Source organism: Hymenobacter aranciens, from assembly GCF_030580865.1.
Classification (GTDB): domain Bacteria; phylum Bacteroidota; class Bacteroidia; order Cytophagales; family Hymenobacteraceae; genus Hymenobacter; species Hymenobacter aranciens.
On the sequence record NZ_JAUQSY010000001.1, the window covers coordinates 462,890 to 483,850 of the forward strand.

Sequence of the window (20,961 nt, forward strand, 5' to 3'; positions counted from 1 at the left end):
GTTGAGCTTACTGCTTAATCACCAATTGTTGGCGCCAACAGCATTTGCCATGTTCGTCATGAACTTCAGCCACGTAGCGGCCGGGCTGCAGCGTTAGTTGAATGGAGGTGCTGACTCCGGCTGGTAGCCATTGCGTAGCCACCGGTACCGGATTGGGCACCGCCTGGGCTTCCGCTTGCCGATACACCAGCAAGGCGTAGGCGGCTCCAGGAGCCAGACTATCAGCCGGAATAGTCAAGCGGCTGATAGTTTGGCTGGCGGCGGCAAACGCCTTGCCGTCGCGTAGAGAGAGGTGGTTGATAACGTACACATCGTTGAGCATCGGAGCCTTCTGCGGCTGCCAGCGGGCATCGCTGACCACCCAGGCGCCCGTAGCCGGCGCCAGCTGGCTGATGGCGGCCTGGTCAAGGTCAGTCTGATTGATGGTAAGCGGGTCGATACCGCTTAACTCGCGCAGCCACTGCGCCATGCTCTTAAATTCGGTATCGGGCCGCTCGTTGATATGAGCGTGGCCAGCCAGCACGAGCACCCGCGCCCGGGGCTGCCGTTGCAGCGTGGCCGTCCACAGATTGCGGGCCTGGTCGTGTTCCCGGCTGCTGCTCATTGCGTCGTACGCCACCAGCCGGAAACCCAGCTTCTGCGCCTCGCGCACCAGGTTGGCCATGTGCGGCTCGGCTACATAGTAGCCTGAGGCAAGCGTTGGAAAACCCCGTTGCCGTAGGTGGGCAGTATCCTCGGCTGCCAGCGCTTCCAGCGCCAGGTAGCGAAAGCCCTGACGGTACAGCGCCGGCAACAGACTGCTTACCAGCTGCCGGCCTTTGGGCTGGGTGTGGGCCTCATTAAACAGCACCATCTGCTGGGTGCTGGTGCGCGCCAGGATGGCCGAAGCGGCCGGCTGCACCACCAGCGGCGTCCCGGTAATGGGTGCCAGCGGCGGTACCCCGAGCTGTTGCCACCGGTAGGCGGCGCTGTCGGTTTCTCCCACCAGCGTCTCGTAGTTGCTGAGGGCCTGTAGATAGTTACCCCATTCGGCGGGCCCGGCCGCGGCGTAACTGACCCGTAGCTGGCGCAGGCGCACTACTGGCAGAACGTAATTGGCGCGCCCTTTCAGGTCGCCCATCGCCTGGGAAGCCAGCAGGAAAGGGTTGGTAGGGGGCGCCGTCAGGGCCAGCAACAGCCCTGTTGAGGCCAGGCCGAGGCAAGCAGCAAGTCGTTTCATGAAAGCAGAGAGTATGGCCTGAAGGAAGCAACAGGGGGATGACTCTGGCAAACGTAAAACTAAAATTTTAGTTAACGAACTAAGTTTTTAGAAATAAAAACCCGATTATGCGTAACAGTTATGATTGCAGTGCTTTAAAGGGGGAAATATTTTTCAAAAATAGATGTGTCCGCTTCTGAAGTGCTTTACCGGCTGCGTTCGGGCAGCGGCCAGGTAGTAGCCCGCAAATAGGCGCCCGCCAGCGCGGCCCAGCCGCCCACCAGCCCCGCCACCACGGCCGTCACCAATACCAGCGCTACGGCCGAGCCACCCAGCGGCAACAGCTGCGCCACGCGGTGCGCCAGCAGGCCGTCGTTGCGCATATTGAGCCACGCGGCGGGCAGCAGCCAGCTCAGGGCCGCCCCGCCAAAGCCGATTCGGAATGCCTGGCCAGCGAAGCGCGCGACAGCAAATCCAACTACATAGCACACTACCGCCAGGCTCCACCACGGCAGGAATAGCTGCACCGCCGAAGCAAGCAGAAACGTCAGGGGCAGCAGGAGCCAAGGGTTGCGCAGGTTCATGAGGCCAAAGTAAGCGAAAGTTTCGGACGACTTTCACCGCAGAGGACGCAGAGGGTGGCGCAGAGGACGCAGAACTTAGGCGGCCGTTAACACCTCCGGGTTGTTGTTGGCGGGCGAGTTTACCAGCTTGCTCACTGCGTATTCGCGCATGGCGGCGGCATCGTAGGGCACGAGTAGCTGCTGGTGGGCGGTGGGGGAGAGGTCGTCGGCCAGCCAGGCCTGCTCGGCGGCACGGTCGGGCAGGATGACGGGCATGCGGTTGTGTAGTTTCGCCATCAGCGCGTTGGGTTCGGTGGTGATGATGGTGAAGGTGGGGTGCAGCTCACCGGTGCTACGGTCCAGCCATTCATCCCAGAGGCCGGCAAAGGCGAATGGCTGCTCGTCTTTCAGCAGAATGCGGTGGGGCACTTTGCCGGCCGGCGTGGCCTGCCACTCATAAAAACTATCGGCCAGCACCAGGCAGCGCCGCCGCGCCAGCAGCTGCCGGAAGCTGGGCTTCTCGGCCAGTGTTTCGGCGCGGGCGTTGATGGGCTTGGGGCCAGTGGCGGGGTCGCGGCTCCAGGACGGTATCAGACCCCAGCTCACGAGCTGAATTTGCCCGGGCGCGGCGTTGGTAATGATGGGCAGCGCCTGCGAAGGCGCGGCGTTGAAATTCGGCTTCGCTTCGGCGGGTTCCTTGGCATTGAAGCGCTTGGCTAAGCCCGAGGCGGGCGTGACGACAGTATAACGACCACACATAATTGTCTGAACCACGGATTTTTCGGATTAAACGGATTTCGCGGATTTTGTGGACGATTGAGCATAAAAAAAGCCGCCCGGGCTGGGCGGCTTCTCTCGCTAATTGATAAGCTAAACAATTACTCTGCAGATGGGATGAATAATCGTCCACAAAATCCGTGGAATCCGAAAAATCCGGGTCAATCCGTGGTTCAGATTTTATACAACTGCTCGTAATATTCCTTGGCCATGCGGCCGCTCTCGAACTCCGGCTCCACGTCCTTCATGCCGGCTTTCACCACTTTGAGGAAGTTTTTGGGCTGGTCGTAGTACATCGGCAGCACCTGCTGCTCCAGCACGTCGAGGATGGCGGTGGCTTCCTGGTCGTCGCGCTGGCCGTCGGGTGTACCTTCGGCTACGTGGGGGATGATAAAGCCGTTTTCGCCGGGGCGGATGAACTCCGGAATCCAGCCGTCGGCAATGCTCAGGTTCACCGAGCCGTTCATGGCGGCGGTCATGCCGCTGGTGCCGCTGGCCTCGCGGGGGTAAATGGGCGTGTTCAGCCAGATGTCGGAACCCTTTTTCATGGCGGCGCTCAGGCCCAGCTCATAGCCGGTCAGCACGGCGCAGTTGGGCAGGTTTTTGGTGCGCTGGATGAGGCTGTTGAAGATGTTGATGGCGCCGTAGTCGAGCGGGTAGGGTTTGCCCGCCCAGATGACCTGCACTGGGTGCTTGCTATTAGTGGCAATTTCCACGAAACGCTCGAAGTCGCGCAGAATCAAATCGGCCCGCTTATAGGCGGCAAAACGACGGGCCCACACGATAGTAATCACGTTGGGGTCGAAGAGGTTGCCGGTTTGGTCGGCCACGATTTTGAACAGTTCCTGCTTCAACTCCTTCTTGCGGGCCAGCAGGGCCTCGTCGTTTTTGGCTTTGAAGGCTGCCAGCAGTTGCGCATCGTGCCAGTAGAGGCCGTTTTGCGAGTTGGTGATGGCGATGATGGGGCAGATGCCCTCGTTGTGCCCCCACATGTCGTTCGACACGATACCGTGTACCTTGCTCACGCCGTTGGCTTTGCGGGCAAAGCGCAGAGCCGTGAGCGTGTAGTTCAGCGAGTCGCCGGTGCCGAGGCGGGCGGTGCTGCGCACTTCTTCGTCGGTCATGCCGCCGAAGAACGTCATTTCGGTGAGCAGCTTCATCGGGCGTTCCTCGTTGCCGGCCAGCTCGGGCGTGTGGGTGGTGAATACCAGGCGCTTCTGCACTTCTTCGAGGCTGCGGCCGTGCTTTTCGTAGAGGAAGAAAGCCAGCGGCAGGCCGTGGCCCTCGTTGAGGTGGTACACCTCGGTCTGGCGGTTCAGAATGTCGAGCAGCTTGCCGCCGCCCACGCCCAGCACGATGGACTGCGCCACGCGGGCCGCGTTATCCGAGTCGTACAGATGGTGCGAAATGGTGCGCGAGATGTAGTCGTTTTCGGCGATGTCGGTGGTCAGGAAGAACATCGGCACGGTACCGAACACTTCGGGGGCCAGGTACATCGCTTTCACCTGCACTTCGGCGCCGTGAATGGTGACCGGGAAGATGATGCCCGTGTCTTCGAGGAAGGAGTAGGACTTGCGGCGGAAGTCGGCGCGCATGGTCTGGTCCTCGTTGCGGCCTTGGTCGTAGTAGCCGAAGCTCCACAGCATACCGATGCCGATGAGGTTCTGCTTCAGCTCGTAGGCCGAACGCATGTGCGAGCCCGCCAGGAAGCCGAGGCCGCCCGAGTAGGTTTTCAGCGATTGGTCGATGGCAAACTCCATCGAGAAGTAGGCGGCGGCCGTCTTGTACTTGGGCGACGGCGTGTAGGGTTTAAAGGTAAAAGCCATGTAAAAAGGCGCTTGGGGAAACGGCGCGGTGGGGTAAAGGGACTTGTGAAAAGGTGCGGGAATGACCGGATTTTACAATTCAGCCATAGCGGTTTGGCCTGCAAGGTCGTAACTTTTCCGCTAAACTGGCGCCCCGAAATGAGCTTGGAAAATAAGTCTGGAGCCCTTGGAAGGGCGAAAAACGCGGCTCCCGTAGCATTTAAATCGTTTGTGGAAGCTCGCCGCTGGACTCCGAAAAAAATGCTATTTCGACCCGGCGCAAGGTCCAAACGCAGGCCCGGCCGTTACTTTGGGGCTGGCATTCCCGCCCGCTACCCGCAATCTGTATTGCTTCGATGAAAAAACGCTCGTTCCTGCCAGCCGTGCTGGCGCTGGCCAGCCTGCTAGCCAGCTCGTCCGCCGTGGCCCAGTCCGGCCTGGGCATCAGCCCCGCCGTTGAGAAAGCCAACGCCAAAGCCGCCCCCGGCCTGCGCGCCGACCCGCTATTCTGGTGGGTGGGTATGGTTAATCCTAAATTACAGGTGCTTATCCACGCGCCCGGCATTGCCGGCAGCACGGCCGCGCTGGCCGCCTACCCCGGGGTCACGCTCGACGGCCAGCAGAAGCTCGAAAGCCCCAACTATCTAGTGCTGAACCTCACCATCAGCCCCAGCGCCAAGCCGGGCCAGCTGAAATTCACCTTCGGCGGCGCCAAAAAGCAAACCTTCAGCTACGAGCTGCGCGCCCGCGGCACCGAGGCCGGCCGCGTGCAGGGCCTGACGACGGCGGACATGATTTACTTCGTCATGCCCGACCGGTTCTCGAACGGCGACCCCAAGAACGACGTGATAAAAGGCACGCAGGTGAGCCGTGTGGCGCGCGACTCGATGTATGCCCGCCACGGCGGCGACCTTCGGGGCATTGCCAACCACTTCGACTACATCAAGCAACTGGGTGCCACCGCCATTTGGTCGGCCCCGCTGGTGGAGAATGACATGCCCAAGGCCAGCTACCACGGTTATGCCGTGACCGACTGCTACCGCACTGACCCGCGCTACGGCTCGAACGAGGAGTATGCGCAGTACGTGAAAAGCGCCCACGGCCAGGGCCTGAAAATCGTGCAGGATATCGTGCTCAACCACTGGGGCAGCCGGCACTACCTGTTTCTGGACCAGCCGGCCAAGGACTGGTTTCACCAGTTTCCGACGTTCTTCCGCAGCAATTTCCGCGACGCGGCCTTCAACGACCCGCACGGCTCGGAGTACGATTTCAACCAGTTCAACCGCGGCTGGTTCGATACCACGATGCCCGACGTGAACCAGGACAACCCGCTGGTGGCGACGTATATCATTCAGAACTTCCTGTGGTGGGTGGAGTACACCGGGCTTGATGCCTACCGCATTGATACTTACTCGTATTCGGCACCGAAATTCCTGATGCAGTTTGGCGAGGCGATGGCGGCGCAATACCCGTCGCTGAGCATGTTTGGCGAAACCTGGGTGCAGGGCACAGCCCAGCAGGCCTATTTCGCCAAGAACATCCTGCCGCCCGTTGATGGCTTCAAATCGAACCTGCCGGGCGTGACGGACTTCCAGATGCAGTACGCCATCAACGAGGCGCTGACCAAGGACGCGGGCTGGACCGAGGGCATCAACAAAATCTACTACACCGCGCAGGCCGACTGGCTCTACCAGGACCCCATGCGCAACGTCCTGTTCCTCGATAACCACGACGTGAGCCGCTTCTATTCCGTTATCGGTGAAGATTTAGCGAAATACAAGATGGGCATTGCCTGGCTGCTGACGTACCGTGGCATTCCGCAGCTGTACTACGGCACCGAGGTGCTGATGAAGAACTTTTCGAACCCAGACGGCAAGGTGCGTGAGGACTTCCCCGGCGGCTGGGCGGGCGACAAGGAGAACTTCTTCACTACTCGCAACGGGGCCCGCGCCGAGGCCTTCGACTTCGTGAGCAAGCTGGCCAACTACCGCAAAACCCACCCGGTGGTGCACGCCGGCAAGCTCATGCACTTCATCCCGCAGGATGGCGTGTACACCTACTTCCGGTATGATGAAACTGGTACGGTGATGGTGATGATGAATTCGGGTAAGGATGAGAAAACCGTGGACATGGCGCGCTTTGCGGAGCGGCTGCGTGGGTTCTCCTCAGGGGTGGATGTGATGACCGGCGCGGTAGTTTCGGATTTGAAATCGGTGAAGGTGCCGGGGCGTACGGCCTGGGTGGTGGAGTTGCGGAAATAATTGTGTTATTTGCTTTTGAGGTTCTCTCGTCGCCTCCCGCAAAGGGCGCAGTGTGTACGCAGAGGACGCAGAAGCTATATGCACGAGAACGATATTTCGTACCTCATTCGCAAAGCGGCGTTTGAGATTCATTCCACGCTGGGACCTGGAATGCTGGAGTCAGTTTATGAAACGCTAATGGTGCATGAACTGAAAAAGACAGGCTTGGATGTGAAAACCCAGGTAAGTCTGCCGGTTGTTTATGATGGTCTGGTGCTTAACAACGCCTATCGACTCGATATGCTGGTTGAGAATAAAGTGATTGTCGAGTTGAAGTCGGTAGAAAATATTCTGGAAGTTCATCATAAACAGCTGCTCACCTACCTCAAGCTCACCGGTCACAAGCTGGGACTGCTGATTAACTTCAAAGTTCCCTCAATTAAAGAAGGTATTTACCGCAAAGTGAACGGGCTATAAGAATCTGCGTCCTCTGCGCAAACACTGCGCCCTCTGCGGGAGGCAGCAAAAGGCCCCAAGAAAACCATGACCGACCTAACCAACCAAGTAGCCATCGTCACCGGGGCCAGCCGGGGCATCGGCCGCGCCACCGCCTTATTATTAGCGCTACAAGGCGCCAAAGTAGTGGCTGTGTCCCGCTCCGAAGCCGAACTCACCGACCTGACCCAGAAAACGCAGGGCCTGAGCATCGTAGCCGATGTGTGCGACGAGGCCGACGCCCAGCACATAGTCGAAGAAACCCTGCGCTACTACGGCCGCCTCGACATCCTCATCTGCAACGCCGGCGTAGGCTCCTTCAACGAGCTCGAAAACTACGCCGTCGAGGAGTGGGACCGGATTTTCGACACCAACGTGAAAGGCACTTTCCTACTCTGCAAGGTTGCCGTGCCGCACTTCAAACAGGAGAGAAAAGGCCACATCGTGGGCATTGCCTCCGACGTGAGCAAGCGCACCTTCGCCCACGGCACCATCTACGGCGCCAGCAAGTTTGCCCAGGACGCCCTGCTCGGCAGCCTGCGCAAGGAAGTGCGCCCCCACGGCGTGAAAGTGAGCGTGATATATCCCGGCCTGGTCGACACTTACTTCGACGACTCGAAGCCCGGTGGAGCCGAGGCCGAGAAAACCCACATGCGCCCCGCCGACATTGCCCAGGCGGTACGCTACGTGCTCGAAGCCCCGGCTCACGTGGTGGTGGATGAACTGATGCTGCACCCCGTGACGCAGGAGTGGTAGCGGCGGTGAATGCGTAACTTGCGTTCCCATGAAAAAACTGCTGCTGGCCGCCAGCCTGCTCACGCTGGCCGCTTCCACCCCGCACACCCCGCCTGTGGCTCAAAAAACTGCTGCCGACCCCAACACGACCAACGAAGTTCCGCAGGACAACAAGCTCATTATCTACCAGATGATGACGCGTCTATTCGGCAATAAGGTTGCTTTGAACAAGCCCTACGGTAGCATCACCGAAAACGGCTGCGGCAAGTTCAACGACATCACCGATACGGCGCTGGACGAAATCAAGAAGCTGGGCGTGAGCCACGTGTGGTACACCGGCGTCATCGAGCACGCCAGCATGACGGACTACACCAGCAGCGGCATGCCCGCCGACGATGCCGACGTGGTGAAGGGCCGGGCGGGCTCGCCCTACGCCATCCGCGACTACTACGACGTGGCCCCCGACCTGGCCGTGAACGTGAAAAACCGCATGGCCGAGTATGAAGCCCTCATCCAGCGCACCCACACCCACGGCCTGAAGGTGCTCATGGACTTCATTCCCAACCATGTAGCACGCTCGTATAAGTCGGATGCCAAGCCGGTTGGCGTGGTCGATTTGGGGGCTAAGGACGACAAAACCAAGGCCTTCGCGCCCAATAACAACTTCTATTATATCCCCGGGCAGCCCTTCGTGGTGCCGGCCGGCTATAATCCTTTGGGTGGTTTCAAAGGCCCGCGTGAGGACGGCAAATACGCCGAAAACCCCGCCAAAGCCACCGGCAACGACGTGTTTAAGGCCGCGCCGAGCATCGACGACTGGTTTGAGACGGTGAAGCTGAACTACGGGGTGGACTACCAGGACAACCGCGCCCCACACTTCACGCCGGTGCCCGACACCTGGCTGAAAATGCGCGATATCCTGCTATTCTGGGCGGCGAAAAACGTGGATGGCTTCCGCTGCGACATGGCCGAGATGGTGCCCGTCGAGTTCTGGGCCTGGGTGATTCCCGAAGTGAAAAAGGTGAAGCCGGACATCGTCTTCATCGGCGAGGCCTACGACGCCAAAACCTACAAGATGTACATCGAGCAGGGCCACTTCGACTACCTGTATGACAAAGTGGGCCTCTACGACGGCCTGCGTCGCCTCATGACCGGCAGCGGCACCACCGACGACATCACCCACGTCTGGAAAGAAGAAAGCCGCGGCTTCTCCTCGCACATGCTGCGCTTCCTGGAAAACCACGACGAGCAACGCATTGCCTCCAAGCAGTTTGCCGGCGACCCGCAGCGCGCCATTCCGGCCATGACCGTGACGGCCACCCTGGCCAGCGGACCCATCATGCTCTACTTCGGGCAGGAGGTGGGCGAGCCCGCCCACGGCGCCGAAGGCTTCAGCAGCGAAGACGGCCGCAGCTCGATTTTCGACTACTGGGGCGTGCCCGAGCACCAGAAATGGATGAACCAGGGCAAGTTCGACGGTGCCAAGCTAAGCCCGGCCCAGCAGGATTTGCGCGATTTTTACAGCCGCTTGCTTAACCTCAGCGCCACCAGCGACGCCATCCGGCAGGGTAAGTTCTACGAGTTGCAGGACGCCAACAACCTCGGCAAGGAGTACAACCAGCGTCACCTCTATACCTTCCTGCGCTACACCGGCAAGCAGCAGCTGCTCATCGTGGTAAACTTCAGCGCCGACAAAACCTACCGGCCCACGCTCAACATTCCGGCCGAGGCGCTGACGGCCATGGGGCTCAACCCCAAAAAGTTCTACACCTATACCGACCTGCTCAACAACGGCACGCCGCGCAACGACTTATACGTGAAGCTGGAGCCGCTGTCAGCCCACGTTTTTGAGCTCAAAGCAAAATAAGCTGGCGGTAAAGCGCCGCTTACTTCGTAAGTTTGGAGGCTGCGTCGCAATCGATTTCGAGTAGCGGCGCAGCTTTCTTTTTTATCATTATCCCACCCGTTTTATATGGCCTCCGTCGCAGCGGCACCCAGCACCGACACCCAGCAGAAGCCCCGCCTGAGCTTCTGGCAAATCTGGAACATGAGCTTCGGCTTTCTGGGCATTCAGTTCGGCTTTGCCCTCCAGAATGCCAACGTCAGCCGCATTTTTGAAACGCTGGGCGGCACCGAAATCGCGCTCTACTGGCTGGCGGCGCCGCTGACGGGGCTGCTGGTGCAGCCCGTCATCGGCTATTTGTCGGACCGCACCTGGAGCCCGCGCTGGGGACGGCGGCGGCCGTTTTTCCTGATTGGGGCGGTGCTGGCTTCGCTGGCACTGCTGGTAATGCCCAACGTGACAGCCCTGTGGATGGCCGTGGGCATGCTCTGGATAATGGACTCCAGCATCAATATTTCGATGGAGCCATTCCGGGCGCTGGTCGGCGACCTGCTGCCCTCGGAGCAGCGCACGACCGGCTTCGCGGCGCAAACGTTTTTTATTGGGGTGGGGGCCGTGGTGGCCTCGTCGCTGCCGTGGATGTTCACCAACTGGTTTGGCATTGCCAATACGGCCCCGGCGGGCGAGATTCCGCCCTCGGTGCGGTATTCTTTCTATCTGGGCGGCGTGGCGTTCTTCGGAGCCGTGCTGTGGACGGTGCTACGCACCCGCGAGTATCCGCCCCACGACCTGGCCGAGTTTGAGGCTGAAAAGCAGCGTAGCGCGGGCTTCATGAATGGCGTGCGTGAGTCGTTTGCCGGTATCCTCCACATGCCCAAAACGATGCGCCAACTGGCCGTAGTACAGTTCTTCTCCTGGCTGGCGCTGTTTTCGATGTGGATTTATGCCACGCCGGCCATCACCAGCCACATCTACCACACCACCGATGCCACCTCGAAGCTCTACAATGAGGGCGCCGACTGGGTGGGCATCTGCTTTGCCGTATACAACGGCGTATCGGCGCTGGCGGCGCTTATTCTGCCCGTCATTGCCCGGGCTACCAGCCGCCGCGTCACGCACTTGCTGTGCCTGGTAGTGGGCGGACTGGGGCTCATTTCCATCTACTTTATTCAGAATCCCAATCTGCTGCTGGTGTCGATGGTGGGCGTGGGCTTTGCCTGGGCTTCTATTCTGTCGGTGCCCTACGCGATGCTGGCCGGCGCGTTGCCTGCCAACAAGATGGGCTACTACATGGGCGTGTTCAACTTCTTTATCGTTATTCCGCAGGTGGTAGCCGGGTTGATTCTGGGCTACTTCACGACGCACGTTTTCGGTGGGCAAAGTGTGTACACCCTCATGCTGGGCGGCGCATCGATGATTTTGTCGGGCTTCCTGACGCTCTTAGTGCACGATTCTGACGAGGTGCGGCTGACGGACGATGCGACGGCCGACCGCCCTGGCTACGACGACCTGGCCCCGGCCAATCCGCAGCTCTAGCGCTAAGGTCATTTCAGTATGCATAAAGAAAGGCCACCCATCAGGGTGGCCTTTCTTTTACGTCAGCTTCCCTCGAAACAACCTACGCGGGAAGTTTTTCTAGCAGCATCTCCGCCACCTGCCGCCCCGTGCCCAGCGCCGCATTCGACGACGGGTAGCTGGCCCAGTCGCCGCAGCGGTAGAGCCCTTCGGCCAGCATCAGCGGCTGCTGCACGGGCGCACCGGCCAGGTATTCGGGCAGTGCGTTCATTAGCTCGCTTTTATACGTGCGCAGGTGCCGCCATTCCTTCACCTGCGGACCAAACCACGCCGTCAGCTCCGAGCGCAGCCGCTCGGTGAGTTCGTCTTCGCTCAGGTCATAATCCCCGTGCGTACTCACCGAGATGAGCGACTGCCCGGTGGGCGCGTAGGCGCTGCTCACGTCGGAGGGGAAGGCCACGTTGTGCGCCAGGCTGCTGGGAATGGAATTGAGCCGCAGCAATTGGTCGCCCTTGCCGGGACTGGGGCCTTCGGTGGCAAAATACGTGCAGGTGGTTCGGCGGGAGCCGGCAATGCGCCCGGCCTCGGGCAGCTCCAGACCAAGCACCAGAGCGGCTGGTACTGAGCCATCCACGGCCAGCACGACGGCACTGGCCGTGAGCGTTTCGCCGCCGGCCAGGCGTATCAGATTGCCTTCCACGGTTTCCACCCGGGTATTGAGCCGGATACTGCCTTTGGGCAGGCGGGCGGCTAGCTGCTCGGGCAATTGCTGCATGCCCAGCGCCGGGATAGCGGCCTCGCCCTTCACGAACTGCTGAAACACGAACTCGAAGAAATTGCTGGCCGTGCTCAAGCTGCGGTCCAGAAACACGCCGCCGAAAAATGGGCGAAAGAACGAGTTGATAATGTGCTCGCTCCAGCCGTAGCGGCGCAGGAAGCTCAGCGTATCGGTGGCGGGGCGGGCCAGCAGAGCCTCGGGCGTGTGCTGCTGCACGTGTCGCGCCAGGCTCAGAATACGCAGCTTATCAGGTAGGTCGCCAATGGGAGAGCGTAGCGCCCCGGCCATGGCCAGCTTGCGCTGCAAAGGGTTTTCGATGGTGGTTTCCTGACCATTGGCCAGGCGGATGACGGCCCCGGAGCGGAAGTTCTTCAAATCCAGCGCGCCGTAGTCGAACATGCGCCGGGCTTCGGGATAATCGGTGAGCAGCACCTGAAAGCCGCGGTCGAGGCGGAAGCCGTCGACCACGTCGGTGCGCACGCGGCCGCCCACGGCGTCCTTGGCTTCGAGCACCAGCACGGAGCGGCCGGCGCGGTGCAGCCAGTTGGCACAGGCGAGGCCAGCCAGGCCCGCGCCGATGATAATAATAGGATTTTCAGCCATGAGAGAAGGCAGTGTGTTTGCACCGCAGAGGACGCAGAGGGTTACGCGGAGGAAACGCAGAAGTTAGAATTTATGCGGCTTCCACTTCTTGCGCGTCTTCATCGTGTAAAACTCCGCCACGCCGGGGCGCCTGAAACTGAGTTGCCAGCGGCCAATGGTTTGCCCCAATGCGTAACCCGTTGGCACTCGGCCAGGGTAGTTTTTCTGCAAAAAAGCGGCATCAGTCGTCGCCAAGCTGCTGCCGTGGCAGTGTAGACAAAGACTATTATTCAGCGTGATGCTGCGCTCATAGACGAACTGTTCATTGCTGGGGCGGCTCGCCTGACGCGCCGTGTCGGCCGGGGCGGCGGGCAGAGCGCGGCGGCTGGCTGTAGCCTGCATCACCCGCGCCAGCGAATCAACCAGCGGGAATTGCTCGGGCCGGCAGAAGGCCGCCGCCCGCGCCACGCCGCCGGCCGCCAGCTCGCGGGCCAGGGTGCGGCGCAGCAGCGTGTCGGCGGTGGCGGTGAGGGAGTCACCGGCCCAGCGGGCGGCGCGCAGCAGGTCGGCGGGCATGATGCGCTTCACCTCCCAGTTGGCCGTTTCGATGCCGATGCGCTTGCTGTCCTTGAGGTGCTCGACCTGGTCGGGGCGGCAGGCGGCCAGCAGGAGCAGGCCCGTTGTGAAGCTGGCGAGTCGGCCAGGTAAATAACTGATTGTTTTATTCATTGACGGCGTAGATGTTGCCCAGCACGCGGTAAAAGTCGCCCTGCGCGGCGGGCTCGATGCGGTCCACCATGTACAGCTGGCCATCCTGGCGCAGGTTTTTGGGGAACTGCACGTGCCAGTCGTGGTAGCCCGCCTGGGCCACCTTGATGCGCAGCTTGCCGTGCTCGCGCACGCAGCGCAGCAGCACGCCCGTGGCATTGGCCGGGGCGGCTTCCAGCAGGTCGCTACGTACCTCCGTTACCGCGCCGTTGGGGGCTTTGATAACCTGGGCAGGCGTTGCCTGGCCCTGCTCGGCCTGGGCAATAGCGGCCTCGCTCACGTCGAGGCAGGCGAAGGTGCCGCTGGTGGTCACCAGGTACAGCTTCTCCTGGAAGTATTGCATCGAAAGCGCGGAGCCGCAGCCAGTGGCTAGTTTCCACAGCCGCTGCCCGTCTTCGCCGAAGCAGTACACCGTGGAGGAGCTGTCGGCCGCAAAAACGTAGTGCCCGCCTGGCGAGGTGGCGCAGGACAGCACCGAGCTGTCGGCCTTATATGTCTGGAGCTTCTGGCCGTCCTGGCCGAATTTCAGCACCTGCCCCGAGCCGGTGCCCGCGTAGGCATTGCCGCCGTCGAGCCAGCCAAACAGCACGTAGCTAGTGGTTTGCTGCCACACCAGCGTCTCCTTTTCCCAGCCGTAGTAGCAGCGCACGCCCTGCGAGTCGCCGTAGAAAATGCGGCCGACCGGGTCGCAGCGCACCATCCAGGCCGAGTCGCCGCCGGTGTCCACGGCCCACTGCTCCTCATCTTCGTAGTTGACGGTGGTGAGGCGGCCGCCGGCGTCCGACACGGCCAGCAAACCGTTGGCAATGTCGAGCCAGAAAATGTCGATGCTGGGGTTGATTTCGTACGCCAGGCGCGGGGTTTTGCCAGTGATGTTGTACACGTTACCGTCGTCGCAGCCCACGTACATCCACTCGCCGTCCGACACCATGCACTTCACGCCCTCGCTCAGCTGGTACTGCATCTGCACCTCGGCGTCGTGGCTCAGGCGGTACACGCGGCCGTCCTGGTTGCCCACCCAGCAGCCCTGCTCGTTCACAAACACCCCGAAGGCCGACGAGCCCGTCTCGAAGCGCCAGATGGTCGGGGCGGTGCGCTTGGCCGTCGAGGGTCGGCTTTCGCCGCCGCGCCGCGTGATGGTGCGCTTCTGGCGCACGCCCTTCACGGCTTCCTGGTAGCCCTTGCGCTTTTTCTCGTCTATCTTCTTCTGGGCCAGCTTCTCGGCCTCCTCGGGCGAGCTGCACTGCTGGGTGCTGCTGGTGCCCAGCGTGCCGATGCGGCCGTAGCTGAGCGTTACCGCCGCGCCTTCCACCTTGGCTTCGTAGAACTTATGAGAGGTGCCGGTGGCTTCGTCTTCGGAAAACTCGAGGTAATAAGTCGACATATCGGGGAACGAATGGGTGAGACAAACAGCCCTTACGCAAAGCCGCCCCGAAGGTAAGCGTCCCGCCCATTTCGTGCCGGTTTAGCGGCTCCGCTGCAGCAGAAAATCCTGCAGCGCCGCGTAGTCAACCGCCAGCGGCACCGCTTGCTTCTTGCGGCCCTGCAAGTAGCGCACGGCCTCCGGCAGCGGCACCGGCTGGCCGGTGATTTCCTCCACCACATCGGGGAATTTCACCGGGTGCGCCGTGGCCAGGAAAAAGCCTTTTTCGGCTGGATGCTGGTCGAGGTAGCGCCGCAAAGCCGTGTACGCCACCGCGCCGTGCGGGTCGAGCAGGTAGTGGTGCTCCTGCCACACTTGGCCGATGGTGGCGCGGGTACCATTGTCGCTCACCGTGTCGGCACTCAGCGCGGTTTGCAGGCGGCTGAAATCGTTATTAAACAGCTCCAGAATCCTCACAAAATTACTGGGGTTGCCCACGTCCATGGCGTTGGAGATAGTAGGCACGGCCGTTTGGGCCGCGTACTGCCCGCTGCGGAAGTAGCTCGGCACCGGGTCGTTGGCATTGCAGGCGGCGATGAAATGGCCCACCGGCAGCCCTGAGGCCCGCGCCAGCAGCCCGGCGCAGAGGTTGCCGAAGTTGCCGCTGGGCACGGCCACCACGGGCGGCGCGGCTTCGGCCGACCATTGTTGCAGCGCTAGGCAGTAGTACAGTTGCTGCGGCAGCCAGCGCGCCACGTTGATGGAGTTGGCCGAAGTCAGAAACAACCGCTCCGTCAGCTGCTTATCCTGAAATGCCTGCTTCACCAGCGCCTGGCAGTCGTCGAAGGTGCCACTGATTTCCAGTGCCGTAATGTTCTGGCCCAGCGTGGTAAGCTGCTGTTCCTGCACCGGGCTCACTTTGCCCGAGGGGTAGAGAATCACCACCTCCACGCCCTCCACGCCCAGGAAGCCGCTGGCCACCGCTCCGCCGGTATCGCCGGAGGTGGCCACCAGCACCGTCACGGGCGGCGTATTGCCCTGCCGGGCGAAGTAGCCCAGGCAGCGGCTCATAAACCGGGCGCCTACATCCTTGAAAGCCAGCGTCGGCCCATGAAAAAGCTCCAGCGCCGCAATGCCATCGGCCACCGGCACCAGCGGAAACTCAAAGCCAATGGCATCGGCACAGATGCGGCGCAGGTGGTCGTCGGGAATGCTCTCGCCCACGTAGGGCCGCATCACTTCCACGGCCAGCTCAACCTTGCTCATTTGCCGGAAAGTATGCCGGAAATCAACTGAGAACTGCGGGATGGTTTCGGGAAAATACAGGCCGCCGTCGGGCGCCTGGCCGGTGATGGCAGCAGTCTGGAAATCGACGGTGGGGGAGTTGCCTTTCAGGCTGTAGTAGTTCATTGCTTAATGTCTGTCATGCTGAGCGGAGCGAAGCATCCTCTCGCGCCAGCCGGAAATCGTTCAAACGCGAGAGGATGCTTCGCTCCGCTCAGCATGACAGTTCTTTTTGTCTTCGTTCTTTTAAAATTCCTCAACCACCCGCGCCCCTTGCGTTGCAATTGGGCCCACGTACACCCGAAAATCAATCCCCAGCGCCGCAAACACCCGGCCCATCGCTGCACCCACTTCCTGCGCCGTGACTTCCGTCACATTCAGCATAAACACCGACGGCCCCGAACCCGAAATGCCACCGCCCAGTGCCCCGGCCGCCAGCGCCTGCCGCCGCGCCTCGGCCAGGCCGGGAATGAGCGGCTGCCGGGCCGGCTCCACAATGTAGTCTTCCAACGAGCGGCCAATCAGCTCGTAATCTGCAGTCAGAAAGCCCGCTACCAGCCCACCCACGTTGGCCCACTGGCGCACAGCGCGGTTTAGCGGAACGCTGGTGGGCAGCACCTTGCGGGCGTCGGCGGTTTTTACTTCGATTTGCGGATGCACCACCGTCACCCACAGCGGCGGGGCGGCCAAGGGCACTACATCCAGCGTCGGCGCCACCGAGCGCACCAGCGTGAAGCCGCCGTAGATGGCGGGCGCGATGTTGTCGGCGTGGCGGGCGCCGGAGGCTACGGCTTCGCCGTCCATCGCAAAATCCACTAGCTGCATCGGGGTAAACATATTGCCGAGCAAGGCATTGGCGCCCACCACCGCGCCGGCGGCGCTGGCCGCGCTGCTGCCCACGCCGCTGCCCGGCATGATGCCTTTGGTTATTTCCACCGCAAAGCCGGTGCCGGCGGGCGCGTGCCTAAGCAGCGTGAGCAGCGCCCCGCCGGCCACGTTGCGGGCCGGGTCGGTAGGCAGTTTGTAGTGGTCGAGGTGGCGAATCTGCACGCCCGGCGTGGCCGAGCGGCTGACGCGCACCACGTCATACGGCGCGGTGAGGGCCAGGCCCAGCACATCGAAGCCGCAGCCGAGGTTGGCAATGGTGGCGGGGGCGTGAACGAGAACAGAATCTAGCATTAGCAGTAGCGCGGACTTTGTAGTCCGCGTTTCAAGGCGAAACAATTTTTAACGATGCACTCGCGGACTACAAAGTCCGCGCTACAACCTTGCCGCCCGCATAATATCCGCAAATACCCCCGACGCCGTCACGTCGCCGCCCGCGCCGGCGCCTTTGATTACCAAGGGCTGGTCCACGTAACGGTCGGTGTAGAACAGCACGGCGTTGTCCTTGCCGCGCAGGTCGTAGAGGTTGTGGTCGGGGGCCAGCTGCTGCAAGCCCACTGCCGCGCGCCCATCCTTGTACTGTGCCACGAACTTCAGCTTTTTACCCGTCGCTGCCGCTTCGTCATACAGCGCCCGGAAGTGCGGCTCATGCACCAGCATTTGGGCGTAAAACGCTTCCACGTCGCCCTCGAAGCACGATTCCGGCAAAAAGCCTTGAATTTGCACTTCATTCATTTCCATGATTTCGCCGGCCTCGCGGGCCAGAATCAGGGTTTTGCGGGCCACGTCCGAGCCGTTGAGGTCGAGGCGCGGGTCGGGCTCGGTATAGCCTTCGGCCTGGGCCTGGCGCACCACTTCGGCGAAGGGCCGCGAGCCATCGTAGTTGTTAAACACGAAGTTGAGCGTGCCTGACAGCACCGCCTCAAAGCGTCGCACCGTGTCGCCGGTGCGCACCAAGTCCTGGATGGTGCTGATGACCGGCAGGGCCGCGCCCACGTTGGTTTCGAACAAAAACGGCGCGTTGAACTCCTGCGCTAGACTTTTGAGCTGGGCGTAGAAAGCGTATTCCGACGACGCGGCTACCTTGTTGCACGCCACCACCCCCACGCTTTTGGCCAGCAGCGGCGCGTAGCAGGCAGTGGTTTCGGAGTTGGCTGTCACGTCTACCAGCACCGAGTTGCGCAGGTTTTTGTCGATGACAAGCTGGGTGAATTCTGCTAGGCTTTGGGCTGGGGCGGCGGCCAGCGCGGCGGGCCAGTTGGCGAGGTTGAGGCCGTCGTCGTCCACGGCGCAGTTCCGGCTGCTGGCCAGCGCCACTACGCGTACCTGTAAGCCCAGCTTTTCGAGCAGGTATTGCTGCTGGCGGGCCAACTGGTCGAGCAGTTTACCGCCCACGTTGCCCGCGCCCAGCACAAAGAGGTTCAATTGCTTGTAAGCCGTTTCGAAAAACGCCTCGTGCACCACGTTGATGGCCTTGCGCACATCAGCCGCCTGAATCACGGTCGAAATGTTCTTCTCCGACGAGCCCTGCGCGATGGCCCGGATATTCACCCCATTCTGCCCCAGCGCGCTAAACAGCTTGCCGCTGATGCCCGGGTGGTCCTTCATATTCTCGCCCACCAGCGCCACAATGGCCAGGTCAAACTCCGGCCGTAGCGGGTCGATGCGCCCGGCCGCGATTTCCGTGGCAAACTCCTCGTCCACCACCGCCCGGGCCCGCTCCACATCAGCCGAGTTAACGCCCACGCAGATGGAATGCTCCGACGAGCTTTGCGTAATCAGCACCACGTTCACCCGCTCCCGTGCCAGAGCCTCAAACAGCCGCTTCGAGAAGCCTGGGATACCCACCATACCGCTGCCCTCCAGGTTGAGCAAGGCCAGGTTGCCGATGCTGGAAATGCCCCGCACCACCGCCGCCGTGCGCGGCGGCTCCACCTCCACCAGCGTGCCGTAGTCGGCCGGAGAGAAAGTGTTTTTAATCCACAGCGGAATACCGCGCTGCATTACCGGCTGAATGGTAGGCGGATATAGCACCTTGGCGCCGAAGTGCGACAGCTCCATCGCCTCCTGGTAGCTGATGTGCGGGATGGGCCGCGCCCCACGCACCAGGCGCGGGTCGGCAGTCATCATGCCGCTCACGTCGGTCCAGATTTCCAGCACCTCGGCATCCAGCGCGGCGGCCACGATGGCGGCCGTGTAGTCGGAGCCGCCGCGGCCCAGCGTGGTGGTGTTGCCCTGCGCATCGGCTGCGATGAAGCCGGGTACTACCCACAATTTGGCCGGGTTGTCGGCTTGAAACTGCTTGAAACTGGCAGTAGTCGTTTTAAAGTCAACCTCCGCCATACCGAAGCGCGAGTTGCTGCGGATGAGCTGCCGGGCATCGGCCCAAGTAGCCGACTGGCCCCGCGCCACCAGCGCCGCCGCAATAAGCTGTGATGACAGCAGCTCGCCGTAGCTCATGAGCCGGTCCAGGGTGCGGTTCGACAACTCACCCAGCGCAAAAATGCCGTCGCAAAGCCGGGTCAGCTTCACGAAATGCTTTTCCAGCCGGGCAAAGGCTTCAGCGGCCGAGTCGGCCAGCAGCAGGGTGGCGGTGGTTTGGTGGCGCTCGTGCAGCCGGGCCAGCGCCGTGCGGTATTCAACATTGCCCGCCGCGGCCGCGCGCCCGGCATTAATGAGCGCATCGGTGGTGCCGCCCAGGGCCGATACCACCATCACTACCGGGCCTTGCGCCAGCGCGGCCGTAGCGACGGCCAGCGACTTCTCAATATTCTCCGCGGAGGCTACCGACGTGCCTCCGAATTTCAACACTTGCATGTAGGGAATTACTTATTTCGCGCCGCTTGTTCTGCATTTCCCGCGCCTGCTTCCCACCTCTGCCACCGCCGCTTTGCGCTGGCGGCCCCGATTCATCAAATCAGCAACAAGCAATTAGAAACAAGCACGCGGAAACCAGAAACGCCAACCGCCGTGTTTGATTTCAGTACCTTTGCAAACTACTGACTATTTTCTGAACTCTCCATGCTGGATAAATTAGAAGCCATCCGCGAGCGCTACGACAACGTGAACAACGAGCTGATGCAGCCCGATGTGATGTCGGACCTCAAGCGCTTCAAAACCCTTAATAAGGAATACAAGGACCTCGGCAAAATCGTGACGGAGTACCGCAATTATCAGCAGGTACTCAGTAACATCGAGAATGCCCGCCAGGTTATTGCCACTGAAAAAGACGAAGACTTCCGCGAAATGGCCAAGGCCGAGCTCGACGAGCTGATGCCCGAGCAGGAGCGCCTGGAAGATGTTATCAAAGATTTGCTGATTCCGAAAGACCCCAACGATTCGAAGGACGTCATTATGGAAATCCGGGCCGGCGCCGGGGGCGACGAAGCCGCTATTTTCGCCGGCGACCTGCAGCGCATGTACATGCGCTATGCCGAAAAGCAGGGCTGGAAAATGGAGCTGGTCGATGCCATGGAGGGCACTTCGGGCGGCTACAAGGAAATTATCCTGGCCGTGAAGGGTGAGGACGTGTACGCCAAGCTCAAGTTTGAGAGCGGCGTACACCGTGTGCAGCGCGTGCCGGCCACCGAAACCCAGGGCCGCATCCACACCTCAGTAGCTACCATCGTGGTGATGCCCGAAGCCGAGGAGCTGGACATTGCTTTGGATATGAACGACATTCGCAAGGACTTGTTCATGTCGAGCGGCCCCGGTGGGCAGTCGGTAAACACGACTTACTCGGCCGTGCGCCTCACGCACATTCCCACCGGCCTTGTGGCCCAGTGCCAGGACCAGAAATCGCAGCTCAAAAACTTCGATAAAGCGCTGCAGGTGTTGCGTTCACGCATCTACGAAATCGAGCTGGCCAAGAAGAACGCCGCCGAAGGCGCCACTCGCAAAAGCATGATTGGGGGCGGCGACCGTAGCGACAAAATCCGCACCTACAACTACCCGCAGGGCCGCGTCACCGACCACCGCATCGGCTACACCGTTTACAACCTGGCGGCGGTGATGGAAGGCAGCATCGACGATTTTGTGGAGCAGCTCCGCATCGCCGAAAGTGCCGAGCGTCTGAAGGAAGGCGTAGCTTAAGCGCACTAGAAAACGCCTTCCCTCGTTGGGGGAAGGCG

At 61.3% G+C, this 20,961-nt stretch carries 16 protein-coding genes; 6 read left to right on the forward strand and 10 right to left on the reverse strand.

Annotated elements, in window-relative coordinates:
- Positions 1 to 7: 7 nt before the first annotated feature.
- From Q5H93_RS01635 to glgP, 4 genes are all read right to left on the reverse strand, one after another.
- A complete protein-coding gene (locus Q5H93_RS01635; RefSeq protein ID WP_305004728.1) occupies positions 8 to 1,219 on the reverse strand; it encodes a TraB/GumN family protein in 1,212 nt (403 codons plus the stop codon).
- Between the two features lie 185 nt (positions 1,220 to 1,404).
- Entirely contained in the window at positions 1,405 to 1,782 is a 378-nt protein-coding gene (locus tag Q5H93_RS01640; protein ID WP_305004729.1) for a hypothetical protein, read from the reverse strand.
- 75 nt (positions 1,783 to 1,857) lie between these two features.
- Positions 1,858 to 2,520, reverse strand: coding sequence for an SOS response-associated peptidase (locus tag Q5H93_RS01645; RefSeq protein WP_305004730.1), 663 nt, complete (start codon positions 2,518 to 2,520; stop codon positions 1,858 to 1,860).
- 191 nt (positions 2,521 to 2,711) lie between these two features.
- Entirely contained in the window at positions 2,712 to 4,364 is a 1,653-nt protein-coding gene (gene glgP, locus Q5H93_RS01650; RefSeq protein ID WP_305004731.1) for an alpha-glucan family phosphorylase, read from the reverse strand.
- Between the two features lie 335 nt (positions 4,365 to 4,699).
- On the opposite strand from glgP, the gene Q5H93_RS01655 reads away from it, so the two are divergent.
- From Q5H93_RS01655 to Q5H93_RS01675, 5 genes are all read left to right on the forward strand, one after another.
- Entirely contained in the window at positions 4,700 to 6,604 is a 1,905-nt protein-coding gene (locus Q5H93_RS01655) for a glycoside hydrolase family 13 protein (protein ID WP_305004732.1), read from the forward strand.
- A gap of 78 nt (positions 6,605 to 6,682) precedes the next feature.
- The gene (locus Q5H93_RS01660; RefSeq protein ID WP_305004733.1) at positions 6,683 to 7,060 is read left to right on the forward strand and encodes a GxxExxY protein; all 378 of its coding nucleotides are present in this window, start codon (positions 6,683 to 6,685) and stop codon (positions 7,058 to 7,060) included.
- Positions 7,061 to 7,126: 66 nt separating this feature from the next.
- Positions 7,127 to 7,834: an SDR family oxidoreductase gene (locus tag Q5H93_RS01665; RefSeq protein ID WP_305004734.1), complete on the forward strand. Its 708-nt coding sequence runs from the start codon at positions 7,127 to 7,129 to the stop codon at positions 7,832 to 7,834.
- 28 nt (positions 7,835 to 7,862) lie between these two features.
- Positions 7,863 to 9,680, forward strand: a complete 1,818-nt coding sequence (locus Q5H93_RS01670; protein ID WP_305004735.1) for an alpha-amylase family protein — start codon at positions 7,863 to 7,865, stop codon at positions 9,678 to 9,680.
- 105 nt (positions 9,681 to 9,785) lie between these two features.
- Positions 9,786 to 11,192, forward strand: a complete 1,407-nt coding sequence (locus Q5H93_RS01675) for an MFS transporter (RefSeq protein ID WP_305004736.1) — start codon at positions 9,786 to 9,788, stop codon at positions 11,190 to 11,192.
- An 82-nt stretch (positions 11,193 to 11,274) separates the two neighbouring features.
- On the opposite strand, the gene Q5H93_RS01680 is transcribed toward Q5H93_RS01675, so the two are convergent.
- The 6 genes from Q5H93_RS01680 to thrA form a co-directional block, all read right to left on the reverse strand.
- Positions 11,275 to 12,552, reverse strand: a complete 1,278-nt coding sequence (locus tag Q5H93_RS01680) for an NAD(P)/FAD-dependent oxidoreductase (protein WP_305004737.1) — start codon at positions 12,550 to 12,552, stop codon at positions 11,275 to 11,277.
- Positions 12,553 to 12,615: 63 nt separating this feature from the next.
- Complete coding sequence (locus Q5H93_RS01685; RefSeq protein WP_305004738.1) at positions 12,616 to 13,260, reverse strand: c-type heme family protein; 645 nt, start codon at positions 13,258 to 13,260, stop codon at positions 12,616 to 12,618.
- Positions 13,253 to 14,683, reverse strand: coding sequence for a WGR domain-containing protein (locus Q5H93_RS01690; RefSeq protein ID WP_305004739.1), 1,431 nt, complete (start codon positions 14,681 to 14,683; stop codon positions 13,253 to 13,255). Before Q5H93_RS01690 ends, Q5H93_RS01685 begins: the two co-directional genes overlap by 8 nt.
- Positions 14,684 to 14,764: 81 nt before the next feature.
- Positions 14,765 to 16,072 carry a threonine synthase gene (gene thrC / locus Q5H93_RS01695; RefSeq protein WP_305004740.1) on the reverse strand — a complete coding sequence of 436 codons (1,308 nt, stop codon included), beginning with the start codon at positions 16,070 to 16,072 and terminating at the stop codon, positions 14,765 to 14,767.
- Positions 16,073 to 16,192: 120 nt separating this feature from the next.
- Complete coding sequence (locus Q5H93_RS01700; RefSeq protein WP_305004741.1) at positions 16,193 to 17,125, reverse strand: homoserine kinase; 933 nt, start codon at positions 17,123 to 17,125, stop codon at positions 16,193 to 16,195.
- 81 nt (positions 17,126 to 17,206) lie between these two features.
- The gene (gene thrA / locus Q5H93_RS01705; protein ID WP_305004742.1) at positions 17,207 to 19,648 is read right to left on the reverse strand and encodes a bifunctional aspartate kinase/homoserine dehydrogenase I; all 2,442 of its coding nucleotides are present in this window, start codon (positions 19,646 to 19,648) and stop codon (positions 17,207 to 17,209) included.
- Between the two features lie 204 nt (positions 19,649 to 19,852).
- Between thrA and prfA the strand changes: the two genes are divergently transcribed.
- A complete protein-coding gene (gene prfA / locus Q5H93_RS01710; RefSeq protein ID WP_305004743.1) occupies positions 19,853 to 20,923 on the forward strand; it encodes a peptide chain release factor 1 in 1,071 nt (356 codons plus the stop codon).
- The last annotated feature ends 38 nt before the right edge of the window (positions 20,924 to 20,961 follow it).

What these genes read in the sequence shown, in the direction of transcription:
- prfA (WP_305004743.1), top strand. Translation starts at nt 19,853, where the DNA reads ATGCTGGATAAATTAGAAGCCATCCGCGAGCGCTACGACAACGTGAAC.
- Q5H93_RS01675 (WP_305004736.1), top strand. Translation starts at nt 9,786, where the DNA reads ATGGCCTCCGTCGCAGCGGCACCCAGCACCGACACCCAGCAGAAGCCC.
- thrC (WP_305004740.1), bottom strand. Translation starts at nt 16,072, where the DNA reads ATGAACTACTACAGCCTGAAAGGCAACTCCCCCACCGTCGATTTCCAG.
- Q5H93_RS01685 (WP_305004738.1), bottom strand. Translation starts at nt 13,260, where the DNA reads ATGAATAAAACAATCAGTTATTTACCTGGCCGACTCGCCAGCTTCACA.
- Q5H93_RS01655 (WP_305004732.1), top strand. Translation starts at nt 4,700, where the DNA reads ATGAAAAAACGCTCGTTCCTGCCAGCCGTGCTGGCGCTGGCCAGCCTG.
- Q5H93_RS01640 (WP_305004729.1), bottom strand. Translation starts at nt 1,782, where the DNA reads ATGAACCTGCGCAACCCTTGGCTCCTGCTGCCCCTGACGTTTCTGCTT.
- Q5H93_RS01645 (WP_305004730.1), bottom strand. Translation starts at nt 2,520, where the DNA reads ATGTGTGGTCGTTATACTGTCGTCACGCCCGCCTCGGGCTTAGCCAAG.
- Q5H93_RS01670 (WP_305004735.1), top strand. Translation starts at nt 7,863, where the DNA reads ATGAAAAAACTGCTGCTGGCCGCCAGCCTGCTCACGCTGGCCGCTTCC.
- Q5H93_RS01635 (WP_305004728.1), bottom strand. Translation starts at nt 1,219, where the DNA reads ATGAAACGACTTGCTGCTTGCCTCGGCCTGGCCTCAACAGGGCTGTTG.
- Q5H93_RS01680 (WP_305004737.1), bottom strand. Translation starts at nt 12,552, where the DNA reads ATGGCTGAAAATCCTATTATTATCATCGGCGCGGGCCTGGCTGGCCTC.
- Q5H93_RS01690 (WP_305004739.1), bottom strand. Translation starts at nt 14,683, where the DNA reads ATGTCGACTTATTACCTCGAGTTTTCCGAAGACGAAGCCACCGGCACC.
- Q5H93_RS01700 (WP_305004741.1), bottom strand. Translation starts at nt 17,125, where the DNA reads ATGCTAGATTCTGTTCTCGTTCACGCCCCCGCCACCATTGCCAACCTC.
- Q5H93_RS01665 (WP_305004734.1), top strand. Translation starts at nt 7,127, where the DNA reads ATGACCGACCTAACCAACCAAGTAGCCATCGTCACCGGGGCCAGCCGG.
- glgP (WP_305004731.1), bottom strand. Translation starts at nt 4,364, where the DNA reads ATGGCTTTTACCTTTAAACCCTACACGCCGTCGCCCAAGTACAAGACG.
- thrA (WP_305004742.1), bottom strand. Translation starts at nt 19,648, where the DNA reads ATGCAAGTGTTGAAATTCGGAGGCACGTCGGTAGCCTCCGCGGAGAAT.
- Q5H93_RS01660 (WP_305004733.1), top strand. Translation starts at nt 6,683, where the DNA reads ATGCACGAGAACGATATTTCGTACCTCATTCGCAAAGCGGCGTTTGAG.